Origin of the sequence: Shewanella japonica, assembly GCF_002075795.1 — a bacterium.
GTDB lineage: Bacteria > Pseudomonadota > Gammaproteobacteria > Enterobacterales > Shewanellaceae > Shewanella > Shewanella japonica.
Genome location: NZ_CP020472.1, coordinates 4,900,700 through 4,920,365, shown reverse-complemented (window position 1 = coordinate 4,920,365; position 19,666 = coordinate 4,900,700). Strand labels below are relative to the sequence as shown.

Annotated in this window: 17 protein-coding genes; 8 read left to right on the top strand and 9 right to left on the bottom strand. The window is 41.5% G+C overall.

All coding sequences use genetic code 11. The features are described 5' to 3' along the window. Positions 1-38: 38 nt before the first annotated feature. Both SJ2017_RS21095 and SJ2017_RS21090 read left to right on the top strand, forming a co-directional pair. Positions 39-290 carry a YkgJ family cysteine cluster protein gene (locus tag SJ2017_RS21095; RefSeq protein ID WP_055024073.1) on the top strand — a complete coding sequence of 84 codons (252 nt, stop codon included), beginning with the start codon at positions 39-41 and terminating at the stop codon, positions 288-290. Between the two features lie 28 nt (positions 291-318). Beyond that, positions 319-774: an Rrf2 family transcriptional regulator gene (locus tag SJ2017_RS21090; protein WP_055024074.1), complete on the top strand. Its 456-nt coding sequence runs from the start codon at positions 319-321 to the stop codon at positions 772-774. Here the strand turns inward: SJ2017_RS21090 and SJ2017_RS21085 are convergent. From SJ2017_RS21085 to gpmM, 4 genes are all read right to left on the bottom strand, one after another. Next, the gene (locus tag SJ2017_RS21085) at positions 749-1,501 is read right to left on the bottom strand and encodes a divergent polysaccharide deacetylase family protein (RefSeq protein WP_080917278.1); all 753 of its coding nucleotides are present in this window, start codon (positions 1,499-1,501) and stop codon (positions 749-751) included. The genes SJ2017_RS21090 and SJ2017_RS21085 overlap by 26 nt on opposite strands. 12 nt (positions 1,502-1,513) lie before the next feature. Next, entirely contained in the window at positions 1,514-2,716 is a 1,203-nt protein-coding gene (locus SJ2017_RS21080; RefSeq protein ID WP_080917276.1) for a S41 family peptidase, read from the bottom strand. A 75-nt stretch (positions 2,717-2,791) separates the two neighbouring features. Then, entirely contained in the window at positions 2,792-3,925 is a 1,134-nt protein-coding gene (locus tag SJ2017_RS21075; RefSeq protein WP_080917275.1) for a murein hydrolase activator EnvC family protein, read from the bottom strand. A gap of 10 nt (positions 3,926-3,935) precedes the next feature. Next, complete coding sequence (gene gpmM, locus SJ2017_RS21070; protein ID WP_080917273.1) at positions 3,936-5,468, bottom strand: 2,3-bisphosphoglycerate-independent phosphoglycerate mutase; 1,533 nt, start codon at positions 5,466-5,468, stop codon at positions 3,936-3,938. Positions 5,469-5,837: 369 nt separating this feature from the next. Between gpmM and SJ2017_RS21065 the strand changes: the two genes are divergently transcribed. The 4 genes from SJ2017_RS21065 (at position 5,838) to SJ2017_RS21050 (ending at position 9,332) form a co-directional block, all read left to right on the top strand. Continuing rightward, a complete protein-coding gene (locus tag SJ2017_RS21065; RefSeq protein WP_080917272.1) occupies positions 5,838-6,272 on the top strand; it encodes a rhodanese-like domain-containing protein in 435 nt (144 codons plus the stop codon). A 206-nt stretch (positions 6,273-6,478) separates the two neighbouring features. Beyond that, complete coding sequence (gene secB / locus SJ2017_RS21060; protein WP_055024080.1) at positions 6,479-6,964, top strand: protein-export chaperone SecB; 486 nt, start codon at positions 6,479-6,481, stop codon at positions 6,962-6,964. A gap of 5 nt (positions 6,965-6,969) precedes the next feature. Next, a complete protein-coding gene (gene gpsA, locus SJ2017_RS21055; RefSeq protein ID WP_080917270.1) occupies positions 6,970-7,986 on the top strand; it encodes an NAD(P)H-dependent glycerol-3-phosphate dehydrogenase in 1,017 nt (338 codons plus the stop codon). Between the two features lie 161 nt (positions 7,987-8,147). Next, positions 8,148-9,332, top strand: a complete 1,185-nt coding sequence (locus tag SJ2017_RS21050) for a BaiN/RdsA family NAD(P)/FAD-dependent oxidoreductase (protein WP_080917269.1) — start codon at positions 8,148-8,150, stop codon at positions 9,330-9,332. A 113-nt stretch (positions 9,333-9,445) separates the two neighbouring features. Here SJ2017_RS21050 and SJ2017_RS21045 read toward each other — a convergent pair whose 3' ends face one another. Both SJ2017_RS21045 and SJ2017_RS21040 read right to left on the bottom strand, forming a co-directional pair. Next, positions 9,446-12,463, bottom strand: a complete 3,018-nt coding sequence (locus SJ2017_RS21045; protein WP_080917267.1) for an efflux RND transporter permease subunit — start codon at positions 12,461-12,463, stop codon at positions 9,446-9,448. Beyond that, a complete protein-coding gene (locus SJ2017_RS21040; RefSeq protein ID WP_080917266.1) occupies positions 12,460-13,227 on the bottom strand; it encodes an efflux RND transporter periplasmic adaptor subunit in 768 nt (255 codons plus the stop codon). The genes SJ2017_RS21045 and SJ2017_RS21040 overlap by 4 nt, the downstream gene beginning before the upstream one ends. A 417-nt stretch (positions 13,228-13,644) precedes the next feature. On the opposite strand from SJ2017_RS21040, the gene SJ2017_RS21035 reads away from it, so the two are divergent. Further along, positions 13,645-14,448, top strand: coding sequence for a PhzF family phenazine biosynthesis protein (locus SJ2017_RS21035; RefSeq protein ID WP_080917264.1), 804 nt, complete (start codon positions 13,645-13,647; stop codon positions 14,446-14,448). A gap of 67 nt (positions 14,449-14,515) precedes the next feature. On the opposite strand, the gene gltS is transcribed toward SJ2017_RS21035, so the two are convergent. The 3 genes from gltS to SJ2017_RS21020 all read right to left on the bottom strand — a co-directional run bounded on the left by gltS (position 14,516) and on the right by SJ2017_RS21020 (position 18,689). Continuing rightward, positions 14,516-15,745 (bottom strand): sodium/glutamate symporter, encoded by a 1,230-nt coding sequence (gene gltS / locus SJ2017_RS21030; RefSeq protein ID WP_055024104.1) that lies wholly within the window; start codon positions 15,743-15,745, stop codon positions 14,516-14,518. A 284-nt stretch (positions 15,746-16,029) separates the two neighbouring features. After that, positions 16,030-17,046, bottom strand: a complete 1,017-nt coding sequence (locus SJ2017_RS21025; protein WP_055024105.1) for a helix-turn-helix domain-containing protein — start codon at positions 17,044-17,046, stop codon at positions 16,030-16,032. A gap of 41 nt (positions 17,047-17,087) precedes the next feature. Then, complete coding sequence (locus SJ2017_RS21020) at positions 17,088-18,689, bottom strand: SLC13 family permease (RefSeq protein WP_055024106.1); 1,602 nt, start codon at positions 18,687-18,689, stop codon at positions 17,088-17,090. Positions 18,690-19,010: 321 nt separating this feature from the next. On the opposite strand from SJ2017_RS21020, the gene SJ2017_RS21015 reads away from it, so the two are divergent. Further along, positions 19,011-19,646 carry a hypothetical protein gene (locus SJ2017_RS21015; protein WP_065110473.1) on the top strand — a complete coding sequence of 212 codons (636 nt, stop codon included), beginning with the start codon at positions 19,011-19,013 and terminating at the stop codon, positions 19,644-19,646. Positions 19,647-19,666 lie beyond the last annotated feature (20 nt).

The window sequence follows — 19,666 nt, the reverse complement described above, 5'->3', positions numbered from 1 at the left end:
AGTAAGATATATTGCTGCTTTAACACTTAGGTACTTTTATGGACTGCCGTCTTGGTTGTGGTGCTTGCTGCATCGCACCTTCTATTACAAGCCCAATTCCAGGAATGCCAGATGGTAAACCTGCTGGTGAACGTTGTATTCAGTTAAATGATGACAACCTTTGTAAACTGTTCGGCGATCCCTCTAGACCTAAAGTATGCTCGGATTTTACTGCCACAATCGATGTGTGTAGTACGTCAAATGAACAAGCGCTTTGGTTGATTACTGATCTTGAATCATCCACTTGTTGATTATGTATTTAAATGTTGGAACTAACTCATGCAACTAACTCGCTATACTGATTATGGCATTCGTATTCTAATGTACCTTGCTGCACAGCCAAAAAGAGAGACATTATTTCGTATTGCGGAAGTGACTACGGTGTTTGAGTTATCTTCAAACCATGTTGCGAAGATTATTCATCATTTAGGTAAGCTTGGCTACATCCAAACCATACGTGGTAAGAGTGGCGGATTTAAATTGGCAGTGGCGCCAGCTGACATTAATTTAGCTAAGTTGGTCGGTGAATTAGAGCCTTCATTAGCGCCAGTTAATTGCACTGAGCCTTATTGCCGATTTACGCCAGCATGTAGCTTAAAAGGTATATTGGCTAAAGCGGTAGCGGCTTATATGGCGGTGCTTGCTGAATCAACGTTGGCTGACATTGTCGCAAATGCAGATGAATTACTTGAGACGTTACCTGATCTCTCTATCTCAGTACTTGAGTTGAGCTAGCCCCCTCGCTTTTTGCCATTGTGACAGGCAGTAATGTCGAAGTATGAACTAGGTTAATGCCTTTTGCCTCTAATCGATGTAAGTTTCGATTTAAAAAGCGTACCGTTTCAGGATAAGGGTGCGCTATAACAACTAGACTTCCTTGCTGTTTTGCTTTCTCAATGATTTGTGAAAATTGCTTTTCAAGTGCAGCTTCACTGACATCGTTATCTAAGAATATCTCTCTACGTAGCAGTGGTACACCGTGTTTCTCAGCCTTACTACTGGCTTTGCTGTAACGTGTAGTCACACTATCGACAAAATATAGCTGTTTCTGTTTTAGGCTTTCCATTAACCAGTTCATCGGGTTGTCTAACTGAGTTAGCAAGCTGCCCATATGGTTATTTGCACCTTTGGCATATGGGATATTGGCAAGCGATGCGGTTAACTCTTGTTTGAGTTGTTGCTCGCTCATTTGATTAGTAAGTCCACCATTACCCAGTTTTTTACCGTTCAAGGCCTGCATAGGAATATGCAGCATGATTTCATTTCCTTGATGATGTCCTTGCTCGGCAAGTTTTTGACCTAATGGTGTATGAGGTAATACTGACAGTGTCACGCTATTTGGTAGTGACAACACGGCCTCATCTGATTGACGATAACCGATATCGTCAATGATGATTGCTATGTTGACTGCTTGAACTGGACCAATAAAAAGTAACGTTAATAAAAAAAATAAGTAGCGCACTGAGTCTGCTTTTTAGTTATGTGTTGTTATCCATGCAATAGCTGAAGAAATCTGGCCATCCTGTGGCTCATCATATTGCGCAGTTGATTGCTCAATTATATCCAGATATTCAGAATTTAGAATAGCTTCGTTAGAAATTTTGATGTCAGGTTCAATTCCTTTGCTGTGGATATCATTACCATCTGGCGTACTATATTTGGCGATGGTGAGTTTAATAGCATTGCCCATTTCTAACATAGGGATCAGGCTTTGTACTGTGCCTTTACCAAAACTTGTTTCGCCGACTAAAGTTGCGCGGTTATTTTCTTGTAGTGCCGCAGCAAGCACTTCTGATGCAGATGCTGAACCCTTATTAATTAATACCACCATAGGAACGTGCTTAAAAATGGCTGGCTGGGATGCGTAATACACTTCGTTGGCATCAAAAAATCTTCCTTCTGTAGAAACAATGAGTCCATTTTGTAAAAACAAGTCAGCGATACTAATGGCCTGTCCTAATAACCCACCAGGATTATTACGCACATCCAGAATAAGCCCTGTTAACTCAATGTCCTTCCAAAGTTTAGATTGTCTTATGATGGCGCTTGTTGCATCTTCTTGAAATGAGTTCAATTGGATATAACCAATATTACCTTTGAGTATTTTGGCATTGATAGATTCTATATGAATAAGTTCAGGGTTAAGTGACAACTCGAACGGCGCATTTTCTTCACGCTCGATGGTTAAATTAATGGTCTGTTTGGCGTTGCTGTTTTGTTTAATATCCATTAGCACATCAGTTAAATTTGCACTGTCAATGACAGTATCGTTTAGCTGAAGTACTTTATCACCAGGCTGCAAGTTGGCTCTAGCTGCAGGAGAGTTAGGATAAGGAGTAATAATCGTGATCTGGTCATCATCGGTGGCCACTTCGAAACCGTATCCAAAGTATTGGCCACTATTATTGTCATTGATGCTTTGGTAATCGTTAGCGTCTAAAAAGCCTGAATATGGGTCGAGATTTGTAAAAATGCCATCAATGGCAAACTCGATCAGTTGTTCGCGATTGACGTCATTAAAGTAATAAGTGTGGATGGTATCTATCACATCAAGTAGCAGGCTGTAGCTGTACTCAGAATCTGATTTATAATGTTGCTCAGAGCTAAACAAGCTCATCGAAAGCGCAACCGAGATACCCAAGAAAAAACATAAGAAATAGCGTGCAAATTGCATCATAACAGCCCCTTAATACCGTCAAGGTACATACAGGGCGTCGGTTAGTTCAGCGAGTTAGGCTTCCTAGCCAGTTGTTTATCGACAATATTTCGCTGGGTTAACGGCTTGCCCTTTGTGTCGTATTTCAAAGTATAGGCCAGATTCTGTCTGTCCGCCTGAACTCCCGACAAGAGCAATAGATTCTCCTTTCTGTACAGTTTCTCCAGGCTGAATTAACAGTGCCTGAGCGTGACCGTACAGGCTCATGTAGCCTTCACCATGATCGACAACCATGACCATGCCAAAACCACGTAGCCAATCAGCATAAATGACGGTACCTGGCGCAACAGCGGTAATACTCCGCCCTTCTGGTGCAGCGATAACGACGCCTTTCCAGCGTATTTGTCCTGAGCGGCGACTGCCAAATTTAGATGCTAAATGCCCTTTTGTAGGCCAGTTTAATTTGCCTCGTCGTTTAGCAAGGCCGTCCATTTCAGGATTGTCTTTAGCTGCAAGTAACGCTTGCTCGATAAGCCGCTTTAAGCTGGCTTCTTCGATTTGCATTTGCTCAAGTTCAGCCCCTTTACTCGTTAAGGTTCGCTGAATTTGTGCCAACGTTTGTTTACGTTGGCTTTGCTCTTTACTCAGTTGTTCAGCTTGTTGCTTTTGCTCAATAATAAGTGCATTAAGCTTTTGTTGTTCAGTGACTTGCTGCTGCTTGATTGTGTCTAATTGCTCTATGGTCGCCTTTAAATCTGTAATGGCTTTAATTCGAGCATTATTAAGGTACTGATAGTAAGCCAGCATACGTTCAACAGTCGCTGGATTCTGCTGGTTTAACATCATTTTTGAGTAGTCATGATTACCAGCTAAATAGGCACTAGATAATTGCTTTGATAAGGTTTTTTGTTGCGTAGTTCGTCGCTTGTCTAATTGAATCGTTTCAGTCTCTAACTCACTAAGTTTACTGTTAACTTGAGTTAGTGAAGATTGGGTTTGATTGACTTTTTGAGCTGCATTTGAAATAGCTTGCTCATCACGCTTAAGCAGCGAGATGAGCTTTTCTCGTTGACGACTGGTGTCTTTCAAAGAGTTTTGTTGTTGATTGATCTGCGCTTGAATGGCTTTAAGCTCTGACTGACGCTTATTCAGATCGGCACTTTGAACTGATGATGAAATTATCAGAAAGCCAGCAAATATGCTGGCTTTGAACAGTTGTCGTCTATTCACGAGAGGCTATTTACTCTTTGAGATTAATGATTGAGCGGCCTGTCATTTCTGATGGCACGTCTTGTTCCATCAAGGTTAACATAGTTGGCGCGATATCGCTCAATCGGCCACCATCTTCAATTGTCGCGTCACGACCGACGTAGATAAATGGCACTAACTCACTTGTGTGAGCAGTATGTGCTTGGCCTGTGGTTTCATCAGTCATTTGCTCAGCATTACCATGATCGGCTGTAATTAAGCATTCGCCGCCAACTTTTTGTAATGCATCAACAACTCGGCCAATACAAGCATCAACCGCTTCACATGCTTTTACTGCAGCATCGAAGTTGCCAGTATGACCAACCATATCGCCATTAGGGTAGTTACATATGATGACATCAAACTTGTTAGACTCAATTGCAGCAACCAATTTATCGGTTAGTTCAGTTGAGTTCATCTCTGGTTGAAGATCGTAAGTTGCTACGTCAGGAGACTTAATTAACTCGCGGCTTTCACCTTCAAATGGCTGCTCTTTGCCGCCATTAAAGAAAAATGTTACGTGAGCATATTTTTCGGTTTCAGAGATACGTAACTGAGTCTTGCCTAGGTTTTGTAATGTTTCACCTAAGGTATTTACTAAGTCAGTAGATGGGAAAGCGACGGGAGCTTTAATGTCGTTGGCATAGTTCGTCAACATGACAAAGTTCACACTAGGCGTGACCTGGCGCTTAAAACCGTCAAAATCGGCATTAACAAAACTGCGAGTGATTTGGCGAGCTCGGTCAGCACGGAAATTCATAAATACCAGTGCGTCATTGTCTTCTAATGACACAGTATCACCGATGGTCGTAGCAGCTACAAACTCATCGTTTTCATCACGCGCATATGCCGCCTCTAATGCATCGACAGCACTTGAGAAGTTAAATTCAGCTTGGCCTTGGGTGATAAGGTTATAAGCCTTATCAACACGATCCCAGCGGTTATCACGGTCCATTGCATAATAGCGACCAAGTAGTGAGGCTATTTTACCGTGACCTAGTGATTTAAACAGTTCGTCAAAGTGCTCTAGTGAGCCTTTAGCGCTGCGTGGAGGCGTATCACGGCCATCTAAAAATGCATGCAAGTACACTTTTGTGGCACCACGCTCTACAGCCATACGACACATAGCTTCAATATGCTCTTCATGGCTATGTACACCACCTGGCGACATTAACCCCATGATATGCACAGCGCCATCTTTACTGATGGCTTTATCAATGGATTCGCACAGTGCAGTGTTTTGTGCAAACTCATTGTCAGCAATAGACTTACTGATACGAGTCAGCTCTTGATAGACAATGCGGCCAGAACCAATATTGATATGGCCGACTTCTGAATTACCCATTTGACCGTCAGGTAGGCCAACATCCATACCTGAACCAGAAATCAGGCTATGGGGGTAAGTAGCATTAAGTTTATCTAGAACTGGGGTGTTGGCATGATAAATCGCATTATTATGCGTATTTTCACGGTAGCCCCAGCCATCTAAGATAAGTAATGCCAGTGGACGCTTTTGAGTCGCCATGGAAGTACCTCTATTTTTAAAGTTAAAGTGTAAAGTTTATGAGAAAGTAAAATTTAATTGATATGGATATTACTACTTATGCTGGCGCTGAAAAAGATATTTACCTTATATAGCCTGTTCTTCATGCCGATTTATATAGCAATATCGGAGCTGGTATACCGGTTAGCCAAGATGAATTTTTTGCAATGAAAGCGAAATCATCATGATTTTGGCGCTGGCTTGTTAATTTTATGCAACCTTTAATGTGTAAAGTGTCACTAATAAGCCCCCATCGGTGATGATTAAGCGTGAACTTGCTGCATTATAAAGACGCAGTCGGTATACTCTGTGGCTTATTAATTTTAGCCAATCTAAAAGTAGGCAGAGAAGATGCAAGAATATATTGAATTTTTTCAGGCGAACCCAGTTTTAAGTATCGCTTGGGTTGGTTTGTTCATCGTTGTAGTTGTGACGACAATTAAGACAGCAACATCTAAAGTTATCAACGTCAACACACAAGAATTGACCATGCTGATGAACAAGCAAGGCGGTAAAGTGATTGATGTTCGTTCGCAAGAAGAGTTCCGTAAAGGGCATATCGTAGATGCGTTAAACGTGCCTTTGTCTGAAATTAAAAATAATAAAGCCACAGCCCTTGAAAAGTATAAAAGCAGTCCCATTATTACTGTATGTAGTGCTGGAATGACATCTGCGCAAGCAGCTCAACTTCTTGTTACACAAGGCTTTGAAAATGTCAGCAACTTAAAAGGCGGTATGGGCGACTGGACTGCTGCAAACTTACCAACAGTAAAAGGTAAGAAGTAAATATATCCAGCGACTTGCTAATGAATGTTAGCGGGTCCAACAAGATCCTACTTGTATAAAGGGCTTTAAGGCGTTTTGTTAACTAGTTAGATCAACTTTAATCGGGATGGACTAATATCTAGGCTTTGGCTAGGTTTTAGGAATAAAAGCCCAAATTTAAAATTAGCCTCACAGAAGAGCTAAAACACATTTGAAGGTAGGAAATCATGGCTGAAGTAGCAAACAACGAAGAACAAGCACCACAATTCAACATTCAACGCGTATTCACTAAAGATGTTTCATTTGAAACGCCAAACAGCCCAGCTGTTTTCCAAAAAGAATGGAACCCAGAAGTTAAGCTAGATCTTGATACTCGTAGCAACAAACTTTCTGACGACGTGTATGAAGTTGTTCTTTCGTTAACCGTCACTGCACAAAATGGCGACGAAACCGCTTTCTTATGTGAAGTACAACAAGCTGGTATTTTCTCTATCACAGGTTTAACTGAGCAGCAATTGGCTCACTCTTTAGGTGCATACTGCCCTAACGTTTTATTCCCATACGCACGTGAAACAGTAGGTAACTTAGTTTCTCGTGGTACGTTCCCACAGCTTAACCTTGCTCCAGTGAACTTTGACGCGTTATTCGCTCAATACGTTCAACAGCGCCAGCAAGAAGCTGCTGCAGCACCAGCTGCTGAAGAAAACGCTTAATATTTATGAGTAACGCTACCGAAATTACGGTATTAGGGGCGGGGTCTTATGGCACCGCCCTTGCCATTTCTCTCGCCAGCAGTGGTCATAAGACCTTGCTATGGGGTCATGAGCCTGAGCACATGGAAGCCCTTGCTAAAGACAGAGCCAACAGCGCATTTTTACCAGGGATCGCTTTCCCTGATACGCTTAAGCTAGAGTCTGACTTAAGTAAAGCATTAGCAGCGAGTAAAAATGTGTTGGTTGTAGTACCAAGCCATGTATTTGGTTTAGTTCTCAGTCAAGCTAAACCATTGCTTCGAGATGATGCTCGCATTGTCTGGGCAACTAAAGGTTTAGAGCCAGAAACAGGTCGATTATTGCAAGATGTTGCTCGAGAACAATTAGGGGGTGATATTCCTCTCGCTGTGTTATCTGGGCCAACATTCGCTAAAGAGCTTGCTGCAGGAATGCCAACAGCAATCTCAGTTGCAGGTACCTGTGCCGACTTTACCAGTGATTTAGTAGAGTTATTGCATAGTCCTAAACGCTTACGTGTTTATGCAAATGATGACTTTACCGGTTTACAATTAGGTGGCGCGGTAAAAAACGTTATCGCAATTGGTGCTGGCATGTCTGATGGTATTGGCTTTGGTGCCAATGCGCGTACAGCATTAATCACTCGTGGTTTGGTTGAATTGACTCGTCTTGGTGTGGCACTGGGTGCCGACAGTAACACCTTTATGGGAATGGCAGGTTTAGGTGACCTAGTGTTGACCTGTACCGATAACCAATCACGTAACCGCCGTTTTGGTTTAGCATTAGGTAAAGGCAGTGATGTCGATACTGCGCAAACAGAAATTGGCCAAGTGGTTGAAGGTTATCGTAATACCAAAGAAGTTTACACATTAGCGAAACGACTTGGTGTTGAAATGCCGATAACTGAGCAAATTTACCAAGTGCTTTATCAAGGTAAAACGCCAGTTGAAGCGGCTAAAGAGCTACTAGGGCGAGACCAAAAGTCTGAGACCATCTCTGAGTAGCGTGAGTGTGAATACGACTGAAAGGGTGCTAATATAGCGCCCTTTTTTGTGTCTGATGATAAAGTAGTCTGTTATGAATAGCGCTTTATTTTCGGCAGATATTTAACCCGGCTTGTTGGCCAATGCCTTATTAGCAACACCCAAAGTGAGAGAGTAAACAAGTGATACATCATGACGTAATTATTATTGGTGCAGGAGCTGCGGGCTTAATGTGTGCGGCAACTGCAGGCTATCGAGGTCGTGACGTACTGGTATTGGATAATGCCAAACAAGCGGGTAAAAAAATTCTGATTAGTGGTGGTGGGCGTTGTAACTTTACCAACCAAAAAGTTGAACCGCACAATTTTATCTGTGGTAACAGCCACTTTGTAAAGTCTGCACTGGCAAGGTATCGTTCTTCAGATTTTATCGAACTTGTGGAACGTCATGGTATTGATTATCACGAGCGAGATCATGGTCAACTGTTTTGTAATGACTCAGCGAAAGACATCGTCAATATGCTCATGACGGAATGTGAATGGGCTGGCGCCAAAGTGCAATTACGTACAGAAATGACCAAAGTGAGCAAGAATGCTCAAGGCCAATTTGAAGTGCTGACGTCAAATGGTGACTTTAGCTGTGACTCACTGGTTATCGCAACGGGTGGGTTATCTATGCCGAAACTTGGTGCGTCGCCATATGGCTATAAGCTTGCTGAACAATTTGGATTATCGGTGCTGCCAACCCAAGCGGGTTTAGTACCTTTTACATGGCATAGTGATCAAAAGGCACGTTTTGAGCCGCTATCAGGTATTGCAGTACCGTCAACGATTACAGCAGAAGACGGCACGCAGTTTAGTGAAGCGTTGTTGTTTACCCACCGTGGTTTATCAGGGCCAGCTATTTTACAAATTTCAAATTATTGGCAAGCGGGTCAAGCTATTAGTATTGATTTATTGCCTAATGAAAGCGCGGCTGAAAAGCTTGAAATTGCTTTAGCTAATAGCCCTAAGCAAAGCTTACGCAATACTATTAGCCAATGGTTACCAAAGCGTTTGGTTGAGGCGTTATTTGATGCTGCACAACTTGATAAAGCTCTAAATCAATTAGGTCATGGCGAGCGAGATCAAATAGCTAAAGACTTAAATGAGTGGTCAATTGTGATGAATGGCACAGAAGGTTATCGTACTGCTGAAGTGACGTTAGGTGGTGTTGATACGAATGAATTGTCATCGAAAACCATGGAAGCGAAATCGGTTGCTGGTTTGTATTTTATCGGTGAAGTCATGGATGTCAGTGGCTGGCTCGGAGGGTTCAACTTTCAATGGGCTTGGTCATCTGGTGTTGCAGCTGGAATGGCTGTTTAGTCTTTATTGGAATCCACAAAATGAAGTGCATCGTTAATTACAGCTTTTCAAGCTCAACTCCTGCGTTATCTTTGTATTGAGGTTATGGACATACGCCCATAACCTCATAGCCTCTATTGATTGGTCGAAGGCTGTGGAACAAGATTCAGTTTCATTACCCATAAATAAATTGAAGGTATGATTGTTAAGGTGACGATGAGTGAAATAATGCATCCCCACCCAACGATCAATGCCATTGGTGACATGTAATTATCATAACCGCCGAAGCCATATGCTAAAGGTATCAGGCCTGCAACGGTAGTCATTGTCGTTAAACTGATGGCTCTTATGCGGCTTTGGGTTCCTTTTATGACAAACTCCACATCACTCAAGTTGCCTTTGTCCTTCAGGGTGTCTTTTAGATGCCAAATGAGTACTAAGCTGTTATTCACCATAATACCAATAAGCGCAATCATGCCGATGATCGAAAAAAAACTCAGTACTTGATTGTGCAGCAACAGAATAAACAGAGCACCACCAATACCAAAAGGGATCACAGTAAGCACAATTAGCGACTCTATAATATTGTCGAATAGCAACAAAAGGATAATCGCTATACCAACTAAAGCGATGATGATGGCAATGCTGAATCCTGTTTGTGCTTCTTGAGTTTCTAGAATTTGCCCCATTGGGACAATGCGTGCACCATCGAAGTGTTTGGTGGAAAACTCGGTTTGCACTTGTTCATATACAGCAATTGGGTCTGTGATTGTTGCATCAACACTTGAGGATACCCTGACAACACGCTCACCATTAAAATGGGTGATTTTGGCAACGGTATTATTAAACTTCCAGCGAACAAGTTCTTTTAAAGGAACCAATCGGCCATCACTGGCCCGAAGCGTTATCTCGTCGAGTTCTTGCAAGGATTTATCATTATCTTCAAGAGTAACTCGAAAATACACTTCTTCTTTACCGTTAAAAATGCGGGTGACACGCTGCCCTTCAATCGCATACTTAATGATTTCACCCACTTGAGTTGCTGTGATCCCATAATAGTTCAGCCAGCGGTGCTGTAAAACGGCTTCGACTTGTGGAGTGGGTTGATTGATATCTCGTTTAACACGAGCCGTCCCTTCAATCGCGCTCAGAAATTCAGTGACATTATTGGCTAATTGTTCTCGCCCATTGTCACTTCCCCCGACAATCCTTAAATCAATTGGTCTACCTACAGGTGGACCACCGCCATCAATATCGAATTCAACCTGATTCAAGTTCTCTATATCAAGCAGCTGTTCTTCCCATGCGGCCACAATGCCTTCTGCAATACGAGTTCTTTTATTAGAGGGGGTGAGAGATATTACCCACGTACTTGTTGGCGAGCTGACTTCACCGTACCAATAATTCACTTCAGGGGTTGACTCGAATATGGCTTCTAGCTGTTGTGTTTGTTGCCATACTTCATCGAGTGATAATTTGGGGTTTGCTTCAGCGCTTACCTCAATGAGGTAAGCGCCATCGGTAGGAAAAAATAAGTAACTGATATTTTTAACCGACAGAGTTGTCATTGCTGTGATGGCAATTAACGAAATAGGTAAAATCAATTTGTAGTGTGTAATTGTGTCGCGAATCAAGGTGTTCATTGTTTTGAAGTTACCCGCTGGCTTTTGGGGTAATCTTGCATCGTTTTTTAACACGCCTTTCAAATGAGCAGGAATAAACAATAAAGCATCAATAAACGAAAAAATCAGTGCGATGACAACGGTGAGAGGAATGACATACATCAGTTTACCGCTGTTACCAGGGAAAAAAAGTAACGGAATAAAGGCAATCATGGTTGATAAAATACTGGCGAGTACAGCAGGAAAAACACTTTTAACCCCCTCAACGACAGCGATGTTGATGTCATGACCTTGTTCGACTAATGATACGATTTTATCGCTCACCACTACCGCATCATCAACAATGATCCCGATAATTAGAATTAATGCTGAAAGGGTGAACACATCCAAAATTTGCCCCAAAGAGGCTAAAACGGTCAGAGCGCCGAAAATGCAAACAGGGATAGAGATGGCAACCCACAATGCAATGCGTTTATTTAAGAATATCGCTAATACAGCTAAAACTAATGCCAAGCCAATTAATCCATTACTTTGTACGATATTGGCTTTTTCTTGTATATCAGCGGAAAGGTCAGAACCAATTGCCAAGGTATACTCTTTTCCTAGGGCATGTTGCTCTTGGGCGAGTAGTGCTTTGACTCGTTTAGAGGTTGCGACAACATCTGCGGTTTCGTTGGTACGTAAATCAAAAAGAATACTTTGATTGCCGTTAATTGTGCCGTAGGCAGAGCCTTTTTCATAACTATCAATAATTTCACTAGCAAGATCTTTAAGCTGCAAATTAGGGTTAAAAGAAACGAACGTCTCTTGTAGTGCCTGTAGATTGTTTAATTCTGCTGTAGTGACCAGTTCAGGATTATTGCTTAACTCTTCTAACCGACCACCACTGATTAATGCATTGCGCTGTGAAATGATGCTAGCGACGTCATCAATTGTTAGTCCGTAACGCTTTAATGAGATAGGTTCGAGTTGAATGATAAATTCGGGATTACGTAAGTCGATAGGGTGGACTTCGCCTATACCTTCAAGCCTTCTTAATGCTAACTCGAGCTTTTTAGCTTTCTCACGTAGCACGGAATAGGGCACATCACCTGCAATACCGATGACCATAAAATCAAGGCTATATGATTTTTTGATGGTTAAAGTCGGTGCCTCAGTGATGCCTGCTGGCAAGTCAGAGACTCTTGAAATTGCATCACGTATATCTTGGTATACGACATCTGGCTTGGAGACATCACTTCTGAGTTCAAAGCTAATATTAGAGATGCCACTTTCTGATTTAGAGGTGAATACCTTTAAGCCAGAAATGGACAGCAATTCTTTTTCTAATTTACTGGTAATGTTGCTTTCAATGTCTGATGCGGTGGCACCTGGATAAGTCGTGATGATATTTCCTTTACCCATATCAAAACGTGGTTTCTCAGCCAAAGGAAGGTGATATGTCGTCCATGCTCCTATGCTAATGATTAATACTGTGAGTATTTTTGCGGCAAATTTACGTGTTAACAGTAACGAGAGTAATACATTCATTGAGGCTCTCCCCCATTAAAATGCACGTACACCTCCATACCTGAATGAAGCTGATTGTTGGTATTGTCTAAAGAGACTTCAACCATAAATCCAGGGTCATTCTCTTGCATCACTGGCGAAAATAATGACACTTGTCCAGTAATTTGCTGCGCTATTGATGGAATGGTGACTTTAACTTTGTCCCCTTTTTTAAATTGGTCAAAATCACTTTCTAGTAGATAAAAGCGTACTTTAAGTGTTTCTAAATCAGCAATAGCGTAGAGTGAATCGCCAATAGAAATAAACTGACCAACTTCAATTGAGCGCAATGTCACAACCCCGTCAAATGGTGCATGGGGAGTCGCCTTAGCTAAAGTACGTTTTGCTATTTCATGTTCCGTTTTACTGATGTTATGTTCAGCGCGGCTAATATTGGCAAGGCGAAGTTGGTTTTCAAAAGTACCTTCCGAAATACCTTTACTTGATAACAAGGATTGGTAACGTTTAAGTTGCTTTTCTTGGGTCTCAAGCTTTGCATATTTAACATCGATATTATATTTTGCTAAATCTAGGTTTAGGGAGTAATCAGCTTTAGAGATAGAGAGCAAAGACGAATTAAATGAGACTGAATCACCACTATCAACTTGAAATGAATCAACTACGCCACTGACCTCACTGCGAATGATGACACTCTTTTCTGGAATGAGTTTGCCAACAAGATAGTTATTGGCTAAAGAATGTGAAGAAAACAGGCATAGCAGTAAAAGTACTATCGTTTGATTCATCGTTATTTCCTTGGTTTTTAATATCGACATTTGATGGACTCAAGTGCGTTAATACAGCTAAGTGTCATGAATAAAATTGAATCGTTAAGTGATTAATCAAGCTTTTCTAATCGCTCAATATGGATTGGTTTTAATATTAATGATTAAAAAATAACATGGGGGATGTGGAAGAAAAGTGATTGAAATTGATCGTGATTACTCAATCGAACCTGTGTCAATGACTGGTATGAAGAGTGTTTAGTCGTAGCTATCATCTCGAAAATTGGTTTTAATGAATAGTCGGTTAACTCGCTATTAATCTTTATGGTCTATGAGCTGGTTAGCTGATATGTACGCTTTATGCATTGGAATTGACAAAGATACTGGCTGTAGTCTGAATTAAGTTACTACAGCCACAAAAGGATTTGGAGCGTGGTCATGGAATTAGAAATATATGTCGTAGATGCTTTCACTGACAAACAATTTAAAGGTAACTCTGCCGCGGTCGTCCCTTTAACCGATTGGCTTGATGATGGGTTAATGCAACATATTGCAGCAGAAAATAACTTATCTGAAACGGCTTTTATTAAATTCTTTTCTCACAATCGCTATGAGATCCGCTGGTTTTCTCCATTAACAGAAATAGACTTCTGCGGTCATGCTACTTTGGCTGCCTCCTTTGTTTTATTTGACCATTTAGGCTGCGAAGGCGAGCTGCAGTTTATGACGACCCATGCTGGCAGTTTATCCGTGACGCAATTGGCTGATGGTCGAATTCAAATGAGCTTTCCTAACAGGGCGCCCGCACCGCTTAATAAAGTCCCTGAAGCATTAATTGCTGGTTTGTCTATTACGCCGCGAGCTGTGTTAAAAAGCGGACAGGCTTATTTTGCGATCATGTCATCAGTTGATGAGGTAGAGCGGCTGCAATATCAATCTGACATCCTAAAAACGCTTGCGCCCTTAGATGTTGTGGTAACAGCACAAGTCGATGTTGCTGAGTCCGAGTATGACTTTGTTTCTCGTTACTTTTGGCCTGCAAATGGCGGTGATGAAGATCCTGTCACAGGGTCTATTCATGCTGGTTTAGTTCCATATTGGGGCGCTATTTTAGAGAAGCAAACCTTAGTCGCAAGACAAGCCTCTGCACGAGGAGGAGTGCTTTATTGTCAGCTTGAAGGTCAGCGAGTATTGGTATCAGGTTACGGGGTGTTATACCTGTTAGGTACCATTTATGTTTAGTATGATCTTGTCGAAGAATTGATATTAAAAAGGCCATCACAAGATGGCCTTTTTTGATTGTATAGCGTTATTGCATCAAGCCGATAAAGTAAGGAATGATTAACGCATTAGCGAGATCGATAAAGAATGCACAAACCAGTGGCACAATAATAAAGGCTTGAGCTGAATAGCCGTAGCGCATAGATACGGCTGACATGTTTGCCATTGCGGTAGGAGTAGAACCTAATGAAATACCGCCAAAGCCAGAACAAATAACGGCAGCGTCGTAGTTTTTACCCATTGCAGGAAATACGACAAATAGATTCACTAAAATAGCGACAATAAACTGCATACCTAGAATGGCGAAGATAGGGCCTGCTAAATCAACAAGCGTCCACAATTGCATACTCATTAATGACATAGCTAAGAAAGTACCTAATGCCATATCTGCGATTAAATCGACAGCCGCAGTACGTGTAGGCCAAGCTGTACCTGTTAGTCTTGGGTAACTTTTTGGGGTTAAGTTGGTGACCACAATACCTGCAAATAAGCAGGTAACAAATAAAGGTAAATCTAAACCAAAATTACTGACGACTTCATTAAGGATAAAGCCGAGGATGACACAAATATGAATAGCAAGCAGGGCGTCTAAAAAATCAAAAGATGTCATTTTGACAGGTGTTTCGGTTTCTTTACCTTGCGTGTTTGATGCATCTAAATCAACCGAAGGTTTTAATTGGTGCTTATTAATTAGGTATTTAGCAATCGGACCACCCATTAAACTGGCTAATATTAGGCCGAATGTTGCACTAGCGATACCGATTTCCATTGCGCTGGTTAGGCCGAATTGTTCTTGAATTTTGGGCGCCCAGGCGATGGCGGTGCCGTGACCACCAATTAACGAGACACTGCCTCCTAATAAGCCAACAACTGGTTCTTGGTTAAACAATGTGGCAACGCCAATACCTGTTAAGTTTTGCAAAATCATGTAGCCAATGGTCACTACCAGTAAAATGGCTAAGGGTTTTCCACCTTTCTTTAAATCCCCTAAGCTTGCATTAATCCCAATCGTGGTAAAAAAGTACACCAAGAGAATATCTCGAGCCATTAAATCAAAAGTCACCTCAACACTGGCGATGGCGTAAATGAGGGTAAACATTATCGAGAAAACAATACCGCCAGAAACAGGCTCCGGAATACTGAACTCTTTTAAAAAACCTACGACCTGATTTAAGCGTCTGCCAACAAACAGCACGATAATACCGATAGTGACGGTAAAAAATGAATTCAGCTGTAAAATGCCGTCAGAAAAGTCCATATAACTTCCTTGTGATTTATGTGTGGTGTGTCAGTGGCTAACGTATAACAGCACCAATACTCAATGTAATTCTGGCTCAGTTGCTCAATCCTGAATTACAGCCAGTAAGGTGAAACAATATTTTTACATACCTTGGTAATCAATTGATACCACGATTGATTATTAATCAATAAAAAAGCTTCACCCTTACAAGGTTTCAATAAAATGAAGCTTTGTAAGGGTGAAGCTCAAAAGGGTGACACCTCAAAGGTTTGTATATCAATGACAACCAATGAGGCTGTTGTTTACGTTAGCAAATGCTTACTGAGAGCTAAGACTTCAACAGCTGTTTTACCTAAGGTATAACGACCAGCAATCGCATATTGATGGTTATAGCGGTTGAGCCATTTTTGCAGTTGGGTATTGAGCTCTTCGATATCCGTAATACGATGATTTTTTAAAAAAGGCGCATAAAATTCATCGTAAGCGAGCTGTTGAAAACGTGCCGCTAAACCATTAACTACAGGTCCGTTGTATGCACGCATTTGAATATGGTTTATCTCGGTTTGTTCAAGCAGCTGCTTAAACGGCGCCGCCGACTGTTTGCCTGAAAACTCCGCCCCTCTATCGGTCAGTAGACTATTGATGGGGATCTTGTGTTCTTGATACCAAGGCATAACCGTGGTTGATAAAAATTCAGCCGCAGTCGCAGACTCTTTATTATCAGTCACAATTGCAATGGCATATTGGCTGTAGGCATCGATAAAGGTGTGCTGAAATAGCTGACCGATAGGCTCAACAACTCCGATACTAAACGTATCTTGTACACACACATCGCCAGGATATTTACAGTCTAAAGCCGTTTCATTTTGTTCAAGCTTGTAGAGCTGCTCCATATCATGCTGGCTTTTGAAGCTAAGCTGGTTTTGTTGTCGTAGGTGGCTGTTTAAAGCAACTAAGCGATTTTTTTTGGTTTCAAGATTATGTCTAACCCAAATAGTGCGTACGCCACTGGCTGAAATCGTACACCCTCGAGCAGTTAGCAGCTCAGCGGCTTTGGCTTGGCCGTAATTAGGGTAATCGAGTGCAATCTCAATCACTTGATCTTCAACTTCTTGAGAGACTCGATTTTTAAGGGCTGGCTTTTTACGAGAGAGGTTTTTTAACCCTCGCTCACCAGCCTCTTCATATTGTTTTTTAAAGCGGTAATAGCTATCACGGCTATAGCCCATAATATCGCAGGCTTTACTGATACTGCCAAGTTCAGTTGCTAGCTGAAGCAGAGCAAGTTTACTGCGAATTTCATTTTTATTTGAATTCATATCTGCTTATTATCATTAAGTATTTACCATCTAAAAACATCTTACCAAAAAACGCCGTTAGGGGTATAACCTAACCACCTAAACCAGGTTTCACCCATTAGAATGCTGGTGGCCCAGCCTATCATTAACATCGTAAAGCCAAACTTAAAGCTATCGCTCAGACTGTACTGATCTGTTGAGTAAAGCAACAAGGCTGGTTTACTGTTAAAGGGAAGCACATATACATGCTCAATCAATAACGCGACAGGCAATGCTAAGCTCATGATTGGGAAATCAAATCGCTGTGCAATCCCAATTGCGATAGGCACAAACAACATGGTTCGCATTGTTTTAGACTGAAATACTAGCGAGCTCAGTAACATGGCGCCAGTGAGGGCAATGTAAAACACACTGAATGGTGTTGATTCATCCATGCCAAAATATTCTAGGCTAAAATTTACTGCCAGATTAGGTAGGTCAGTTTGTTTAAAACCTGCGCCTAAGGTGTAAGCACCTGCTGAGAATAGGAGTAAATGCCAAGGGACATCGACTTGGTTCCAGTTCACCACCCCAATACGTGGGCATAAGGCGACGATGGCACCAATAAATGCTATCGCTGTTGCGCTCACGCCATGATATTTATCCGTTGCCCAAAAAACCAAAATGGTGACGAAAATGACGATCGATTTTATCTCACGGAATGAGACTTTCCCCATTTTTTCTAGTTCTTCTTTTAAGCGCTCCATACCGCCTTCAATTTGCGGTAAGCGTTCTTCTGGTGCCAACGGAAAGAATATTTTAGTTGCTAGCAGCCAGCCAATAACAATCATACAAACCACAATGGGTAATGCGACAATCATCCAGTCAGCAAAGAAAAAACTTCCCCCTATCGCGCCAGCAATTAAACTTGCTGCCAATAAGTTTGCTCCTGAGCCAGTAACAAATGCACCTGCACATAAGTTGATTTGTAGTAAGTTTTGCAGCACTAAGTTACGGCCAAAATTATTCTTATTGTCACCGCCTCTGGCACCATACACCGCAGCGATTACCATAAAAATGGGCATCAAGATGGCGGCTTTTGCTGTGGTGGCTGAAATGAATGCTGATAGCACTAGGTTGATCACCATAAAACTATAAAAAATGGGTGTAGCGCTTGTGCCAAAGCGGCATATAAACCATAAGGCGAAACGCTTGGCTGCCCCTGAGGACACCAACATAGATGCCAAGATGAAAGAGAGAATGTTAAGCCACATAATAGGGTGGCCTAATTGAGCGTATGCTTGACGCTCGGGCAGAACGCCAGTTAACACTAAGGCGATAATGACCATTAGCGAAGTAAGGTAGTTAGGAATAGGCTCGGTAATCCATAGAATCACCGCCGCACAAAAGATAGCTAACATGGCTTGGCCGTGCCAACTAAACTCCGTTAAGCCCACTTCATGAAAGTGTTCTGCTGCCGAATGACTTAGCATAGCGGGATCAAATTGAGTTAAAAATGAGGCTGGAGCACCGGTTAATATCGCAACAAAAACCACCAAGGCAATCCATATACCGCTTCGTGCTAGCCACAACTCAAAGTTTGATTTTGATCTGACAGGCAACCTTTCCATTCGATATTGATTCATGTCTAGGGGGTCTATCCGTTCCGTAACTTCTTTGCTCATTTTCTTATGACCTTTAGCTGAAATCCTTATGGGCTAACCATACCCCTTAACGTGAGGATAAAACTGGATCAAGATCAATAAAATAATCAATTAGTTTTTAATTAATATTTTTTGCTTTTGTTTGTGTTAACTTTGTTGTTTTCTTAATTTATTGATTTTAATGAATTATATTTATTTAAATATGTTCCGTGTATTTGTGTTTGTAAGATTAGGTTAAAACTAAAATTGATAAAAGTTGATCTGGATCTGTTTTTTTTGTCAATCACAGGAGTACTGTAAAAGGGTACTCAATAACAACGACTTGATATGAAAGGAAACAGTATGTCTGAATTAACAATTGGTGAAATTTCGAAACCACGCTTTGAGTTCCGTACGTTTGGGCAGGACTTTACTGAAGCTGCAGAACGTATGGCGCGTTTATCTGTACCGGTTCCAGAAAAGGTATGGCGTCGTGAAAGTGATGAAATTTACATTATGTCTCGCACCAATGATTTAAATAACACCAAAATTCGCGATGGCAAAATGGATGTTAAAAGTTATGTGCAAACGGTAGATGGTCTAGAGCAGTGGGATCCTAAGTTAAAAGCAGAATTCCCGATTGCTAAATCTCAGCTTGTAGAAGAGATTTTCCCTGCATTTATGGTAGAACAACCTGCATTAGCGAAAGAAACCTATAGCTTTGAAGAGTTTATCGATATCATCGATGCCCACCCAGATCTTCAAGCAGTAAAAATTCACAAAGAACGTTTTGGTTACATGGTCAATAACACCATTTGTGAGGTCGCCAATGTATTAGTGAACGGTGCGCGCTTAGTCAGTGTAAACAGTGAATCTACCGAGCTTGATGATATCCAAACAACAGTAAAAGATTTGCGTTTAGAAGGGGTTGAAAACATTAACTACCTTCAAGCTATTAAGCGTGTTATCGGCATGAAAAACTTGCCATTAGCGAATTAATTCACTTGGCCGACTTAATA